We start from the raw sequence: 15,885 nt of genomic DNA, 5'->3' as shown, positions 1-15,885 counted from the left end.
CCCTGCACCGACCCCGTATTGGAGTGGCATGTCATCGCTCGCCCGTCCCGCCGACCACGCCGACGTGGAAGCGGCCGTACGCACGCTCACCCGCGCGTTCGCCGACTATCCGTGGATGCGGCACACGGTCGCGGCAGACGACCACCTCGGCCGGATCGGCCGGTTTCAGGAGCTGTTCGTGACCCGCATCGGCCTGCCGCACGGCCGGGTCTGGGTCACGCCGGACTGCGCGGCGGCGTCCGTCTGGACCACCCCCGAAAGCACCGGCATCGGCGAGGTGTTCGCGGAGCTGGCGCCGGTCTTCGCCGAGCTGAGCGGCGACCGGGCGCCCTTCGCCGCCTCGGCCGAGGCCGCGCTGGCTCCGTACCGCCCGGCTGAGCCCGTGTGGTTCCTCGGCTCGGTCGGGGTCGATCCGGACCACCAGGGCAAGGGGCTGGGCCGGGCCGTGATCGAGCCCGGAATCAAGGCGGCGGAGGAGGCGGGGGTCCCCGCCTTCCTGGAGACGTCCACCGAGGCGAACGTCGGGTTCTATCGGCGGCTCGGATTCGAGGTCACCGCCGAGGTGGAGCTGCCGGACGGCGGCCCGCGCACCTGGGCGATGATCCGCCGCCCGCGCTGAGCCAGGTCCTCCGCAGGGGCGGCCGGAGGTCCGTCAGGCTATATGGACGCGCACGGGGCGGCGGCCGCCCCGTGCGCGGAGGTCAGATCAGTGACCGGCGGTACCCGGGGTGACCACGGTCTGCCCCTTGCCGTGCTTCTTGCCCCTGTGGTGGTGCCCCTTCCCCTTGCCCCTCTTCATGCCCTTCCCGTGAAGGACGCCGCCGCTCCGGTGGCTGTGGAGCTGGGCGGAGACGTTGTGGCCCGCCGAGCTGGCGTGGCTCTCGGCGAGGGCCACACCGCCCCCCGTGCTCCCCGTCCAGACGACTCCGGCGACTGTCAGGCCCAGTGCGGCCACGGCGAAACGCGTGACGTTCAACTTCCCCTCCGATGACTACAGACGGCGATGTCGCCATCACTGTAGATGACGAAGGGGTGCTGACAGCGAGTACTCGCGCACGTCGTCATCTTGCGTTCAGGGTCGGGCGCCGCGATGGAGATCCAGCAGAGATGGAGCGGCCCTCCCGTTCCCCGAGTGGGGACCGGGAGGGCCGCGCGGCGGATCAACGGTAGGAGCGCTCGGCGGCGGGACGGGCGCCGCTCATCACCTCGTCTGCGCAGGTGCGCGGCCTCGCCGAGGACGCCGGTTCCGTGGCCCGGCTCAGTCCTTCGGCCGGGCGAAGAGTTCGAGGTGCGAGCACCGGACGCATCGGTACGCGTCGATGATCCAGCGCGGTTTGCCAAGGCGTCTGGCACCGCCGAACACGCCCCGTTCAAGGGGGCCCGGGATCCAGCGGCCGTACCCCTGAGAATGCTCGCCGCTGTCTTCGATGAACCCCTGCTCCAGATTGGGGCTGCCGCAATGGGTGCATTTCACATCCCAAGTATGTGGGCCACCCCCTCCCGCGATCACGCGGTCTCCCAGGCCGGCTCTCCAGCGGTTGTGGGGGTAGCCCTCCGGCCCGCAGACGGGCGGCGTCCGGCGGCCAGGAACAGCGGGACCGCCATGAACAGCCGCCCCGCGCGGGCCCGCTCGGCCTGCTCGGCGACCCACGCGGTGGCCTGCTCGTCCGAGACGCCGCCTTTCGAGCGGGCGGCCCGGCCGATCCGCGCGATCATGGGCATCGCGGCCGCGTCCGTGAACAGCGCGACCCGCGCCTCCACGGTCACGTCGTCGAATCCGCCGTCCAGCAGCATGTTCCGGTACTGCCGGGCGGCGCGGGGGCGCGCGACGGTGTCGGCGCGAGCGTGCACGATCAGCCGCGTGAGGACGGGGTCATCCGAATCGATGACGAAGGTGTCCCAATCCTGGCCGATCAGGACGATGCGACCGCCGGGCGCGAGCACCCTGCGCGCCTCGGCGAGCGCACGGGCCGGGTCGTCGATCTCGTGGTAGACCTTGTCGGCCCGATACCCGTCCAGCTCGCCGTCCTCGAACGGCAGCCGGTACGCGTCACCGACCCGCAGGTCCGCCCGGGGCCGGATCCGCCGCCCGGTGTCGATCATCCGCTCGCTGTGGTCCACGCCGATCGCCGTCACGCCGCGATCGGCCAGCTCCTCGACGGCCAGCCCCGTGCCGCAGCCGACGTCGGCCACGCGGGCCCCGGGGGCGGCCCCGAGCAGTTCGTACGACCGGGCGCGGTACTCCGCCGAGCCCGGCTGGGAGTCGACCGCCTGGAGCAGTCGGATCAGATCGTCGGCGGCGCTGTGCTCGCCGTCCAAAGTGGTGTCGCTGGACATGCGATCAAGCATCCGACTCGCCGACATGAAGTCAATCGACGCGTTGGGCATCGGGGAGGCGGCCGCGTCCGTGAACAGCGCGACCCGCGCGGGCAGCGCGGGCAGCGCGGGCAGCGCGGGCAGCGCGGGCAGCGCGGGCCGGTCGGCGTCAGTGGGAGCGGCCGAGCCTGACCGGCGGCAGGTACTCCTCCACCAGTTCGCGCTCCCACCACTGGCCGGTCGCGCGCCGCTCCCGGTGTGTGGTGAAGCTGTAGCGGTAAAGGAGGGCGCGGACGAAGGTCGGCGGGGCGTCCGGGAAGGGGACCTCCCGCAGCAACCGCAGCGTCGCCTCGTCGTTCGTGAGCAGCTTGCGCGCGAACGGCATGAGCCACGGGTGCGCGTACGCCGCTGACAGCCCGGCGAACCACATCAGCCAGTCGAGCCGCAGGTGGTACGGCGCGAACTGGGGCGGCAGCCGCCCCGGCGCGCCCGGCTTGCCCTTGAACTCGTACTCCCGCCACACCGTCTCCGGCGTGACCGCCGGGTCGCGGGTGCCCTCGATCACCACCTCGTAGCGGGCCCTGGTCACGCTGCCGAAGGCGCCGTACGTGTTGACCAGGTGGAACGGGTTGAAGCTGGCGTTCATCACCTGGTGCCGCGACACCAGGTTGCGGGCCGGCCAGTAGCTGAGCACGACGACGAGCACGGTCACGGCGAGGACCACCCCGGTGAACCACAGCGGCTCGGCCGTGGGGTGCGGCGGTGGCGGAAGCCCCAGCATGCGGACCAGGTCCGCCCACGAGACCACCGAGGCCGCCAGCACGACGGTGAGCCAGTTCAGCCAGGCGAAGTTCCCCGAAAGGATCAGCCAGAACTGGGTGGCGATGATCACGCCCGCTGCCACGCTCGCGTACGGCTGGGGCGCGAACAGCCCGAACGGCGCGACGAGCTGGGCGACGTGGTTGCCCGCGACCTCGACCCGGTGCGCCGGCCGGGGCAGCCGGTGGAAGTACCAGCTCAGCGGGCCCGGCATCGGCTGAGTCTCGTGGTGGTAGTAGAGGCAGGTCAGGTCGCGCCAGCAGCGGTCGCCGCGCATCTTGATGAGGCCGGCGCCGAACTCCAGCCGGAACAGCAGCCAGCGCAGCAGCCACAGCACGAGCACGGGCGGGGCGGTGCCCCCGTTGCCGAGGAAGATCGCGAGGAAGCCGGCCTCGCACAGGAGCGACTCCCAGCCGAAGGCGTACCAGACCTGGCCCACGTTGACGATGGACAGGTAGAGGACCCACAGGAGCGCCCACAGCGACATCGCGCCCCAGAGCGGGAGCAGGTCGGCGAGCCCGGTCAGGAGGACCGCGGACAACAGCGCGCCCGTCCCCGCGACCAGGGAGAAGAACCGGTCCGAATAGTGGAGGTGGAAGATGCTCGGCGCGCGCGGGAACGGCACCCGGCGCAGGTACGTGGGCACCGGCGTCAGTCCGTTCTCGCCGAGCAGCGCGGGGAACTGGTTCAGCGCGACGAGGAACCCGATCAGGTAGATCGCGGCCAGGCCTCGCTGGAACACCATCCGGCTGAGCCAGTAGTCCGGCGCCGCGAACCAGTCCATGATCGTCACCCCCTTCGGTGCTACTCCCCCGGGGCGCCCCCGAAGACCCTGCGCAGCGCGGCGCGCGCCGCGTGGTAGCCGCACATGCCGTGCACTCCGGGTCCCGGCGGGGTGGCCGAGGAGCACAGGTAGACCGTCCGGTCCGGCGTGGCGTACGGCAGGACGGCCGGGCGCGGGCGCAGCAGCAGGCGCAGCCCGTCGCACCGGCCGCCCGCGATGTCGCCCCCGGGGTCGTTGCGGTCGCGCGCCTCGATCTCGGCGGGCCCGGCGGCGGCCCGGGCCAGGACGCACTCGCGGAATCCCGGGGCGAAACGCTCGATCTGGCGCTCGATCGCCTCCGTGAGGTCGCCGCGCCAGCCGTTCGGCACGTGCCCGTAGACCCACAGGACGTGCCGGCCGGTCGGCGCCCGGGTGCCGTCGAACAGGCTGGGCTGCGCGGCGATCAGGAACGGGACGCGCGGCACGACTCCCCGGTGATCGGCGCGCAGGGCAGCGCCGATCTCCTCGAACGTCGGCCCGATGTGCACGGTGCCCGCGCGAGCGCACTCCGCCGCCGTCCACGGGACCGGCCCGGACAGCGCGTAGTCGATCTTGAAAACGCCGGGGCCGTGACCGTAGCGGCGCATCCGGGCCGCGAACCGCTCCGGCAGCCGGTCGCCGGCCAGGACCGCGAGGTCCTCCGGCATGACGTCGAGCAGGTACGCGCGGGCGGGCGGCAGCTCGGCGAGGCTCGTGACGGGGCGTCCGGTCTCGATCCGTCCGCCGAGGGCGCGCAGCCGCGCCGCGAGCGCGTCCGCGAGCGCCTGCGAGCCGCCGCGCGGGAACGGCCAGCCCACCTCGTGCGCGGCGAGCGCGAACAGCAGCGCGACCCCGCCGGTGGCCGGGGAGCCGAGCGGGGCGACCGCGTGCGCGGCCAGCCCGGCGAGCAGGGCGCGGGCCCGCTCACCGCGGAAGAGGCGGGCGAGCAGCGCGGCGGGCGCCACCGCGCGCAGGCCGAACCGCGCGAGCAGCCACGGATGGCGGGGCAGCCCGGCGAGCGGCGCGCGCAGCACGTCCGGCGCGAGCGCGTCCCACCGCCCGAGGAACGGCTCCACCAGGCGGCGGTACACCGCGCCGTCCCGGAGCACGCCGTGGGCGAGCGAGGCCGCGGTCTCCTCGGCGGAGCGGGCCAGCGTCACGGCGGTGCCGTCCGGGAACGGGTGGGCCAGCGGGAGGGGCGGCTCCACCCAGGTCAGGCCGTGCTCCTCCAGCCGCAGCTCGCGGAAGGCGGGCGAGCCCGCCCCCAGCGGGTGGACCGCCGAGCAGACGTCGTGGTGGAAGCCGGGCAACGTCAGCTCCCCGGTCCGCGCCCCGCCCCCGACGGTCGCCGCCGCCTCGTACACGTGTACGGCGAGGCCGGCCCGGGCGAGCGTGACGGCCGCCGTCAGCCCGTTCGGCCCGGCGCCCACCACGACCGCGTCCACCTCGGCCCCTACCCCGGCCCTCTGCCGCGGCTCGGTTCCGGCCACAGTCGCCGACTGCCCACCGCGGCGATCCTTACCCGGGCCCGGGTCGAGCGGATCAGGTGAGCCCGGAACAGGTCTGGGCGTCGGCGTCCTTGGCGGCGCCGGGCACCCAGCGGACATTCGCGAACGACGCGGAGAACGCCCCGTCCGTGTAGACGAGGAACGGCGTGTTGACCGCCTCCAGGTCGAGACCGGCCTCCGCGAAACAGGCGATCGGGACCTTGACCGTCGCCGTGGTCCCCGTGGGCAGCCGCTGGAACAGGGACGTCGCCGCCACCTCCGACATGCACGGGTAGACGCAGTGCACGCCCAGAACGGTCCGCGCCGCCGGGGGCCGGTGGACGATCACGTCGAAGACCAGCGCCGCACCGGCGTTGAGATAGCCGCGCAGGTCGGTGCCGCCTGCCGGGTCCTGCATGTAGATCTGCCCGGGGCCGCCGCCGGTCCAGGTCACCTTCAGGCCGTCCTGCTGCACGTTGACGTCGGCCGGGACCACGCTGATCACGGAGTGCGCCGCCTCGCCGTCCACACCGATCTCGGTGCCGCCCCAGTTTTCGGCGGAGCCGATGTAACTCCGGTATGGCGCGACGTCCGTACGGTTGTGGATCTCCAGGTCCTCGGTCGCGGTGCCGCCGCCACCGTTGCCGGAGCACCCGGCCGCAGGCGACGTCTCATCGAGCGTGCCGACGGATCCCGCCTGCCCGTCGCGCAGGCCGTACCCAAGCGGGAAGAGCGGGTCGTAGCCCTCGTCGCCCGCGTTGAGCGGGGTCTGGCACGCGGTCTTCGGCCAGGAGTACGGAAGGGTGCCGGTGAAACCGCCGCCGGGCCTTCCCCCGTGCCGGGACCGGACGAGCAGGTCGGCCACGCCGCCGCCCTCGGTGCCGGGCAGCCAGGCGACGACGAACGCGTCCGAGCGGTTCAGCTCCTTGTTGACCCACAGCGGGCGGCCGGTGACGTAGACGGTGACCACGGGGACGCCCTTGCCGCTGACCTTGTCCAGCACGGCGAGGTCGCCGGGATAGAGCTTCGCCGCCTCCAGCGAGCGCCGCCCGATGTCTCCGACCCCTTCGGCGTACGGCGTCTCGCCGAGTACCGCGATGACCGCGTCGAACGTGGTGGGATCGACGTCGTCAGCCGTCTCGGCGAAGGTCACGTTGGCCGCGCCGAGCGCCTCACGCAGCCCGCCGAGGATCGTCGTGCCGCCGGGGAAGTCGGCGTTGGTGTTTCCGGTGCCCTGCCAGGTGAGGGTCCAGCCGCCGGTCTGGTTCTGCAGGCTGTCCGCGCTCTTCCCGACGACCAGGACCTTCGCGCCCGAGGCCAGCGGCAGGACCTTGCCGTTGTTCTTGAGCAGGACCTGTGACTCGCGCACGGCCTTCCTGGCCAGCGCCTTCGCCTCCAGCGCCGACGCCGACCCGGCCCCGGCGCGGGCGGACGGCTTCGGCGCGTCGAACAGGCCGGCCCGCAGCTTCACCCGCAGGATGCGGGTCACCGCGTCGTCGATCCGCGCCATCGGGATCTCACCGGCCTCGACCTGCGCGACGGTGTTCGCGATGAACGCCTTCCAGTCGTTCGGCACCATCACGACGTCGATGCCGGCGTTGATCGCCCGCGCGCAGCTCGCGTTGGTGCACCCGGCCACCTGGCCGATGCCGTTCCAGTCGGAGACGACGACGCCGTCGAAGCCCATCTTCCCCTTGAGAATGCCGGTCAGCGCCCGCTCGCTGCCGTGAAGCTTGCCCTCGTCGATGCCGAGGTCGCCGTTGGTCCAGCTGTTGAAGGACACCATCACGGTCTGCGCCCCGGCGGCCAGCGCACCGTAATAGCCCTGACCGTGAATGTTGATCATCTCGGCCTCGGAGGACGGGTTGACGCCCTGGTCCTGCCCCTTGAGGGTGCCTCCGTCGCCGATGAAGTGCTTGGCGGTCGCGATTACGCTCCGCTCCCCGATGCCGCGCGGGTGGTCGCCCTGCAGCCCGCGGACCATCTCGTATCCGTAGGCGCGGGTGATTCGGGGGTCTTCGGAGAAGCCCTCGTACGTGCGGCCCCAGCGGTCGTCCCTGACGACGGCGAGGGTGGGCGCGAACGCCCAGTCCTGGCCGGTCGCCCGGATCTGCGTGGCGGTCGCGGCCCCGATGTCCCTGACCAGGCAGGGGTCGTGCGCCGCCCCGAGCCCGATGTTGTGCGGGAAGACCGTCGCGCCGTAGACGTTGTTGTTGCCGTGCACGGCGTCGATGCCCCAGATGACCGGGATCTTGGTCCGGGTGGCGACGGAGGCCGCCCAGTACGCGTCGGCGAGGTCGAGCCAGGCCCGCGTGGACGCGTGCTTGTCCCGGCCGGGCCAGGAGCCGCCGCCGTTGAGCACCGAGCCGATGCCGTACTGACGGACCTCCTCGGGGGTGACGGCGCCGATCTCCGGCTGGGTCATCTGCCCGACCTTCTCGGCGAGCGTCATGCCGGCGAGGATCTTCGCCACCCGCTTCTCGTCGGCCGGGTTCCTCTTGATCCGGCTGGTGACTTTCGGCCAGTCGGGGAGCGTGGCGAGGCTCGCGTCGGCGCGGGCGCATCCGTCGCGGCCCAGGGGCGGCGCCCCGACCACCGGCTGGGCGGGGCTCTCACCCGCCCCCGCGTTCGCGCCGGGAACTCCGGCGAGGCTCCCTGCCAGTACGGCGAGGCCGGCCAGCACCGCGGAGGTGCGTCGACGCGCCCGTAACCGGGCGAACGGTCGTGTCATGGGGGGTCCGTTCTCAAGAGGCGGCAACGGCGATCGTGACGGCCCCGTGGGCCACCGCGTTGCGCAGATCCTCATCCCGGCCCGGCGGTCAGTCAACAGTCTGAGAGCGCTCTCCAACGGCACCCTCGTTCACCTGGGAAACAGTGACTTCATCGAAGGCGTCCCGGGAGAGCGTTTTCTCGTTGACACGCGGACCCGACAGCGCGGCGAGGCGCTCCCACATCGCCCCGCCGCGCCGTATCGCCGTGCCCGGATGCCGAGCTCAGGCCGAGAACGTCGCCACGTCGCGGTCGTAGTGCCGGTGGACCTTGACGGCGTCGGCGAAGGCCTGGACGAACGCGCCTCCCGACGCGTCGGGCCCGATCACGCCCTGGGTGCCGGGCAGCCGGGCCGCCTGCAGCAGGCCCGAGCCGCCCGGCAGCGCCGCGATGGCCTTGCCGTGCTTGAACGCCTCACGGACGAAGTGGACCGCGGGCCCGTCCTCGGCCAGGAGGCCGCCGTCGGCGAGCAGGACCGCGTCGTACAGCACGGAGTTGGTCGCGGTGAGCTGGCGGTCCACGGCCAGCGAGGCGGCGTCCCCCTCGTGCGGCCCGATCAGTTCGCAGATCGCCCCCTGGCCCTCCAGCGCCTCCTTGACGGGGGTCAGCGCGCCCGCGTCGGTGGCGTCGGTGACCAGGATCGCGATCTTGCGGGTGGCGATCGTCTCACGCGCCGAGTTGGCCTGGCTCAGCGCGGGCGACGCCTTGCCGTGGTTGGCCGGGCCGCCCGCGGGCACCGGCATGCCGAGCCCGAGGGCGACCTGGGTGGCGAGCTCGTGGTCGATGTGGACGAGGTGCCCGACGACCTTCTCCTTGATGTTCCGGCGCTCGACGTGGCCGAGCTCGAAGAGGAAGGCGTTCACGATGTGCCGCTTCTCCCAGAAGGACATGCTGTTCCAGAACAGCGTGGCCTGGCTGTAGTGGTCCTCGAAGCTGGGGCTGCGCTTGCGGATCTTCCGCCCGTCCACCCGCTCCTGGTAGTGCTGGAACACGCCGGAGAAGTCGCCGCTGACCATGCCGGACATCGGGCAGCCGCCGCTGATCGAGTTGATGGAGTAGCTGGTGCCGCTCTGGTGGATCATCCGCTGGTGGTAGCCGTCGCGGTTGTCGTTGTGCACCGGCGCGACCGGCTGGTTGACCGGGATCTGGGCGAAGTTCGGCCCGCCCAGCCGGATGAGCTGGGTGTCGAAGTAGGAGAAGTTCCTGGCCTGCAGCAGCGGGTCGTTGGTGAAGTCGATGCCGGGCACGACGTTGGCGGTGCAGAAGGCCACCTGCTCGGTCTCGGCGAAGAAGTTCTCCGGGTTTCGGTTGAGCGTCATCCTGCCGACCGGGCGCACCGGCACGATCTCCTCGGGGATGATCTTCGTGGGGTCGAGCAGGTCGAAGTCGAAGGCGTGCTCGTCCGACTCGGGCACGATCTGCAGGCCGAGCTCCCACTCGGGGAAGGCGCCGCGCTCGATCGCGTCCCACAGGTCGCGCCGGTTGAAGTCGGGGTCGTTGCCCTGGACGCGCAGCACCTCGTCCCACACCAGCGAGTGGGTGCCGAGGAGGGGTTTCCAGTGGAACTTCACGAACGTGGCCCGGCCCTCGGCGTTGACCAGCCGGAACGTGTGCACGCCGAACCCCTGCATCATGCGGAAGCTGCGCGGGATCGCCCGGTCGGACATCAGCCACATGACGAAGTGCAGGGTCTCCGGCTGGCACTGCACGAAGTCCCAGAGGGTGTCGTGCGCCGACTGGGCCTGCGGGATCTCGTTGTGCGGCTCCGGCTTGACCGCGTGCACGAAGTCGAGGAACTTGATGCCGTCCTGGATGGGGAAGACCGGCATGTTGTTGCCGACCAGGTCGTAGTTGCCCTGCCGGGTGTAGAACTTGGTCGCGAACCCACGCACGTCCCGTACGGTGTCGGCCGAGCCGCGCGAGCCGGCGACCGTGGAGAAGCGCACGAACACCGGGGTGACCAGCGACGGGTCGCACAGGAAGTCGGCGACCGTGTGCTCGGCGAGCGACTCGTACACGCGGAACTGGCCGTAGGCGCCGGAGCCGCGGGCGTGGACCACGCGTTCGGGGATGCGCTCGTGGTCGAACCGCATGATCTTCTCGCGGAAGTGGAAGTCCTCCAGGAGCGTCGGACCGCGCTCCCCGGCCTGGAGCGAGTTGTCGGTGTCGTCGATCAGCACGCCCTGGTCGGTGGTGAGCCGGGTGCCCTGGAGATCGACACGGTGCTGGTCGAGTTGCCGCTGCTTCTCGTCCTTCTCGACGGCGTCCTCGTGGCGCACGGGTCCCCCTTCACGGTTGGTGGTCTCTGTCCGTTCGGGGGGACCTTGGGGTCTATACCCTCGTGCGCCACATCGGTTAAACAGGGATCAGACGGTCAGCGCCGGTCGGGCGCAGCCCCGCGATCAGGGCGTCCGCGTCGCGGACCAGCACGGCGCGGGCGGCCGCGTCGGCCACCTCGGCCGCCGCCGACCGGAACTTCTCCAGGTGGTGGATCGCCTGGTCCGGGTGGTCCTTGACGTCCTGGTGGTTCGCCGCCTTGAGGAAGTCGGCGAGCTGCGCGCCCAGCGTGCCGCCGACGGAGAACCGGTCCAGCAGGGTCCGCAGGTCGCCGAACGACGCGGTCACCGTCAGCGTCCTGACCTTCTCGGCGGTGTTCCCCGCCTTGTCGGTCGCGGTCGCCTTCAGGGTGTGCTCGCCGAGCGCCAGCGTGTGCAGGTCGAGCGGCTCGCCGAGGGTCAACTCCTCACCGTCGAGGGTGGCCGTCACCGCGTCGATCCCCGAACCCTCGTCCGCGGCCTCGGCGGTGACGGTGACGCGGGCGGCGTCGCCGTACGTGCCGTCGCCGGTGACGCCTCCGACGGTGAGCGTGGGCGCGGTGGCGTCCAGCTTCACAGTGACCTTCTTGGCCTCCTCCGTGTTGCCGGCCTTGTCGGTGGAGCGGAACGCCACCGTGTGCGTGCCGTCCTTCTTGAGGGTGAACGGCTCGGTGTAGGCGGTCCAGTCGCCGTCACCGTCGCCGACGCGGTACTCGGTCGTCGCGACGCCCGAGCCCTCGTCGGTCGCCGTCAGGGTGACGGTCACCGGCGCGGTGTGCCAGCCGCTCGGCCCCTCCTTGGGATCCAGCGCGGCGGCGGTCACCGGAGCCGCCTTGTCCGCGGCCGCCCGGGTCAGGGTGAAGTCGTCCACGTCGAAGTTCGCCCCGGTGAAGACCAGGTAGAGCTTCGCGCTGCCGGAGGGGACGTCCGTGAGCGTCGTGGAGACGTCGGCGTACGACTCCCAGCCGCCGGTGTTCGGCACGGTGACGCGGCCGTGCACGGGACCGGTCGGGGAGCCGGTGCGGATCTCGAAGCCGCCGGTCGGGCCGGGCGAGGCGACCCGGGCGGTGAAGCCGGTGACCCCGGTCAGGTCGAGGTCGTCGTAGGCGGCCCAGTCACCCGGGTCGGCGTAGCCCAGCACGGTCCCGCCGTGGGCGGGGGCGTGCGGATAGGTCTGCACACCGTTGGCCTGCGACCAGTTCTCCGCCTGGACGGTCACGTCACCGGTGGCCGGCCCGAGCTCCTTGATCCGGATGTTGCGGAACGCCACCTCGTCGCCCGCGCCGTGGTTCTGGATGCCCACGTACCCCTGCTGGAGCGAGCGGGCGGGGTCGGTGTTGGTGAAATCGTTGATCTGCGTGCCGTTGAGAAAGACCCGCAGCCGCTCCCCCTCGACCCGGATCTCGTACGTGTTCCACTGGCCGGGCGGGTTCAGCGCGGCGTCGCGCGCGGCGAGATCGGCGGACTGGAAGCCGTAGACGGAGCCGGTGGTCTTCTCCGGGGCGTCCGTGGCGTCGATCTGGATCTCGTAGCCGTTGTTCACCGCCGACCACGGGTCGTCGGAGGCGGGGAAGCCGACGAACACGCCCGAATTGTCGTCGCCCCGCATCTTCCAGTCGAGCTTCAGCGAGTAGGAGTGGTACTCCTTCGCCTTGTACCAGAACAGGCCCATACCGCCCTGCGAGGTCAGCGTGCCGTCGGCGTTGGCGAAGCCGCCGGGGCCTGCCTGCTGCCAGCCGGTCGTGTCGCCGACGTAGATCGCGGTGTAGCCGGTCTCCGGCCGGCAGTCCGCCTTGGCGTCGCCCATGGCGTAGGCGATGCCGCCGCGCAGGTGCTCGCGGAAGGCGGGCTCGGCGAAGGAGGCCGCGGTGTGCCCGCCGCCGGTGTAGAAGGACCGGCCCCCGTCGTACGGCTTGCACCAGGCGATGGGGTGGTCGGCTCCCATCTTCCCGCCGGAGTAGGTCGACTCGTCCAGCGTGGCCAGCACGTGGGCGGTGGTCCGTGCGTTGGACCTGTAGTCGTACCACTCGTCGGTCCGGCTCCAGGACGGGCCGAGGTGCGCGGTGGCCGGGTGCGCCCGGTCCTCCACCTTGACCGTGGCCCGCTGGACCGCCGGGTGCGAGGCGAACCAGGCGCCCACCAGGCCGCCGTACCAGGGCCAGTCGTACTCGGTGTCGGCGGCGGCGTGGACGCCGGCGTAGCCGCCTCCGCCCTTGACGTAGGACTCGAACGCCGTCTGCTGGGCGTCGTTCAGCACGTCGCCGGTGGTGCTGAGGAAGACGACGGCCTTGTACTTCGCCAGGTTGGCGGTGGTGAAGGCGCCCGGGTCCTCGGTCGCGGTGACCGTGAAGCCCAGGCCCTTGATCGCCTGGATGCCCGCCGGGATCGAGTCGTGCCGGAAGCCCGCCGTACGGGAGAAGACGAGCACGTCGCCCGAGCCGCCGGTGCCGCCCGAGGCCGGGAGGACGAACTTCTGCGCCGCGCCACCGTCACACGTCCTGATGACGAGCTGGCCGGTGTCGGCGCCGTCGAGGCAGCGGCCGGACTGCGGGTTCTTCAGCGAGCCGTCCGGCCCGGCGGTCCACTGCTGGGCGCCGGTGTAGTTGCAGGTGTAGATCTGCACCTTGGTGCCGTCGGCGGTGGCGCCGTCGGCGATGTCCAGGCACTTACCCAGCGCCTTGACGGTCGTTCCCTCGATCGTCCAGACCTGCGCGCCGGTGTAGTTGCAGGTGTACAGCTGCACCTTGGTGCGGTCCGCGCTGTTGGCCCCGGCGACGTCGACGCACAGCCCGCCGGGTCCGGTGATCGGCCCGATGGCCGGGCCGGTGCTCGCCGACTCCTTCAGCAGGGTGAAGTCGTCCAGGTCGAACAGGGCGCCGGAGCTTCCGACGAAGACCAGGTAGAGCTCGGTCGTGCCGGACGGCGCGCCGTTCAGCGGCGCCGAGACGTCGACGAAGGTCTCCCAGCCGCCGGTCACCGGCACGGACGCCCTGCCGAGCAGGGTGCCGGTCGCCGAACCCGCCCGGACCTCGATCGTGCCGCCGGCGCCGCCCGAGGAGACGCGCGCGGTGAAGCCCTTGGCCTCACTCAGCTCGTAGGGTTTGAAGGAGATCCAGTCGCCCTTGTGGACGTCGCCGACCGTCCTGCCGCCGTGCGCCGACGCCTTGTTGATCTGGGAGACGCCGGACATCGCCGTGTAGTGCTCGGCCTGGCGGTGCCGCGGCTGCAGGATGTGCTGGGTGTGCGTGGTCAGCCCGCCCTTGTCGGTGTACTCCGCGTCGAACACGGCGAAGATGTTGGCCGCGTCGTCGTGCTCGCCGTCGGACGGGATGGTCAGCTCACCCGAACAGCCGTTCTTCGAGGTGATCTGGTGGCCGTGGCTGTCGTGGCCGAGCACGTACGTCATCGTGACCTTGGCGCAGTCGACGTCCCCGTCCTCGGGGTCGGTCACCTTGATCGTGAACGGTACGGTGTCGCCCCAGTCGAACAGCCGCCCGGGGCCGGGCGCCTCGATGGTGACGGTCGGCGCGGTGTTGCCCACCGTGATCAGCACACTGGCGCGCCCCGTGTTGCCGCCGGGGTCCTTGACCGTGAGGGTGGCGGTGTACTCACCGTCCTCGGTGTAGGTCGTGGTCGGGTTCGGGGCGGTGGAGGACGTCCCGTCGCCGAATTCCCAGGCAAAGGTGAGCGGCTCGCCCTCGGGGTCGGCCGAGCCGGCCGAGGAGAAGGAGACGGTCAGCGGCGTCTTGCCGGAGGTCTTGTCGGCCTTGGCCACGGCGTGCGGCGCTCGGTCGCGTCCCTTGATGTACTCGATCCGGTACAGCGCGGAGTTCTGGTCGCCGCCGAAGTAGCCCGAGCCGTAGTCGAGCACATAGAGCGCGCCGTCGGGACCGAAGGCCAGGTCCATGACCTGGGTCCCGGTCCACGGGAAGTTCGCGATCTCACCCCGGGTGCCGTCGGCGGCGACGTCGATCGCCTTGATCCAGCGGCGGCCGAACTCGCCGGCGAAGAAGTGGCCGTCCAGCTCGGCCGGGAACTTGACCTGGGAGTCCAGGTCCGGGTCGTAGCGGTAGATCGGGCCGCCCATCGGGGACTCGGACCCGCTCCCGAACTCCGGCGGTGAGCCCTCGTCGCCGCCGTACTTGATCCACGAGGGCCGGGCGGGCGGCAGTGTGTCCATGCCGGTGTTGCGGAAGGAGCGGTTGGCCGGGCCGCCGGCGCAGTCGTGCTTCGGCCCGGACGGGCCGGACGGGAAGGTGAACGCGTTGTAGGTCTCGGCCGCCGTGTTCGTGCCGGTGCAGTACGGCCAGCCGTAGTTGCCCGGGCCGGTGACGCGGTCGAACTCGACCTGGCCGCTCGGGCCGCGGTTGGGGTCGGAGCTGCCCGCGTCGGGGCCGTAGTCGCCCACGTAGACGACGCCCGTGGTCTTGTCCACGCTCATCCGGAACGGGTTGCGGAAGCCCATGGCGTAGATCTCCGGCCGGGTCTTGGGCGTGCCGGGCGGGAAGAGGTTGCCCGCCGGGATGTCGTAGCTCCCGTCCGGCTTGACCTTGATCCGCAGGATCTTGCCGCGCAGGTCGTCGGTGTTCCCGGCGCTGCGCTGGGCGTCGTACGCGGGGTTGCGGTCGGGCCGCTCGTCCAGCGGGGAGTAGCCCGCCGAGTCGAAGGGGTTGGAGTCGTCGCCGGTGGACAGGTAGAGGTTGCCCTGGGCGTCGAAGTCGATGTCGCCGCCGACGTGACAGCACATGCCGCGGTCCGCGGCCACGTCGAGGATCTTCACCTCACTGGCCGTGTCGAGCGTCCAGTCGGGCTTGATCGTGAAGCGGGCGAGCCGGTTCACGCCCTGCCAGGCGGAGAAGTCGGTCCCGGTCACCGGGGCGTCGCCGGCCGGGGTGTTCAGGCGCGGCGCGTAGTAGAGGTAGACGAACCTGTTCGCGGTGAAGCCGGGGTCGGCCGCCACGCCCTGCAGTCCCTCCTCGTCGTGCGTGTAGACGTTGAGGGCGCCGACGACCGTCGTGTTCCCCTCCGCGTCCGTACGGCGCAGCGTCCCGTCACGCGAGGTGTGCAGCACGGACAGGTCGGGGAGCACGCTCATCGTCATGGGCTCGCCCATCTCGGGCACGCCCTTGGCCAGCTCGATCCGCTGGTAGTCGGCGGGGTCGACGGCCGCGTGGGCGCGGGCGGGCGCGGCCGGGCCGATCGTCGTGGTCAGCGCGGTGAGGCTCGTGAGAGCCAGCAGTAAGGCGCAGATCCGCGCGACCCAGCGGGTGGCGCGGCTGGTCCGCCTGGGGGGCATGGCGGGGTTCCCTTCGCTTGGGGGGTGGTCGCGTCCCGGTGAGGTGGCACAGGGGCACGGGACGGAGAAGCGGGGGGGTGA

At 71.8% G+C, this 15,885-nt stretch carries 9 protein-coding genes; 1 reads left to right on the top strand and 8 read right to left on the bottom strand.

The genetic code is table 11. From position 1 onward, the window contains the following. Positions 1–28: 28 nt before the first annotated feature. Entirely contained in the window at positions 29–619 is a 591-nt protein-coding gene (locus ACQP1V_RS19795) for a GNAT family N-acetyltransferase (RefSeq protein WP_433425137.1), read from the top strand. Between the two features lie 87 nt (positions 620–706). Here the strand turns inward: ACQP1V_RS19795 and ACQP1V_RS19790 are convergent, their stop codons facing one another. The 8 genes from ACQP1V_RS19790 to ACQP1V_RS19755 all read right to left on the bottom strand — a co-directional run bounded on the left by ACQP1V_RS19790 (position 707) and on the right by ACQP1V_RS19755 (position 15,804). After that, complete coding sequence (locus tag ACQP1V_RS19790; protein ID WP_387415918.1) at positions 707–976, bottom strand: hypothetical protein; 270 nt, start codon at positions 974–976, stop codon at positions 707–709. A 282-nt stretch (positions 977–1,258) separates the two neighbouring features. Next, positions 1,259–1,474, bottom strand: a complete 216-nt coding sequence (locus tag ACQP1V_RS19785; RefSeq protein WP_387415916.1) for a hypothetical protein — start codon at positions 1,472–1,474, stop codon at positions 1,259–1,261. A gap of 32 nt (positions 1,475–1,506) precedes the next feature. Then, positions 1,507–2,337, bottom strand: a complete 831-nt coding sequence (locus ACQP1V_RS19780; protein ID WP_433425135.1) for a methyltransferase domain-containing protein — start codon at positions 2,335–2,337, stop codon at positions 1,507–1,509. 148 nt (positions 2,338–2,485) lie between these two features. Beyond that, positions 2,486–3,919, bottom strand: coding sequence for a lipase maturation factor family protein (locus tag ACQP1V_RS19775; RefSeq protein WP_433425133.1), 1,434 nt, complete (start codon positions 3,917–3,919; stop codon positions 2,486–2,488). A gap of 20 nt (positions 3,920–3,939) precedes the next feature. Then, positions 3,940–5,382: a phytoene desaturase family protein gene (locus ACQP1V_RS19770; protein ID WP_433425131.1), complete on the bottom strand. Its 1,443-nt coding sequence runs from the start codon at positions 5,380–5,382 to the stop codon at positions 3,940–3,942. A gap of 97 nt (positions 5,383–5,479) precedes the next feature. Next, positions 5,480–8,155 (bottom strand): glycoside hydrolase family 3 N-terminal domain-containing protein, encoded by a 2,676-nt coding sequence (locus ACQP1V_RS19765; RefSeq protein WP_433425129.1) that lies wholly within the window; start codon positions 8,153–8,155, stop codon positions 5,480–5,482. 262 nt (positions 8,156–8,417) lie between these two features. Further along, a complete protein-coding gene (locus tag ACQP1V_RS19760; RefSeq protein ID WP_433425127.1) occupies positions 8,418–10,472 on the bottom strand; it encodes a catalase in 2,055 nt (684 codons plus the stop codon). A gap of 76 nt (positions 10,473–10,548) precedes the next feature. Then, positions 10,549–15,804: a ThuA domain-containing protein gene (locus ACQP1V_RS19755; RefSeq protein WP_433425126.1), complete on the bottom strand. Its 5,256-nt coding sequence runs from the start codon at positions 15,802–15,804 to the stop codon at positions 10,549–10,551. Positions 15,805–15,885 lie beyond the last annotated feature (81 nt).

The sequence above is a fragment of the Microtetraspora malaysiensis genome, assembly GCF_050947145.1.
Lineage (GTDB): Bacteria > Actinomycetota > Actinomycetes > Streptosporangiales > Streptosporangiaceae > Microtetraspora_A > Microtetraspora_A malaysiensis.
The sequence above is the reverse complement of the archived record's forward strand: the minus strand, read 5'-3'. Positions and strand labels throughout refer to the sequence as shown.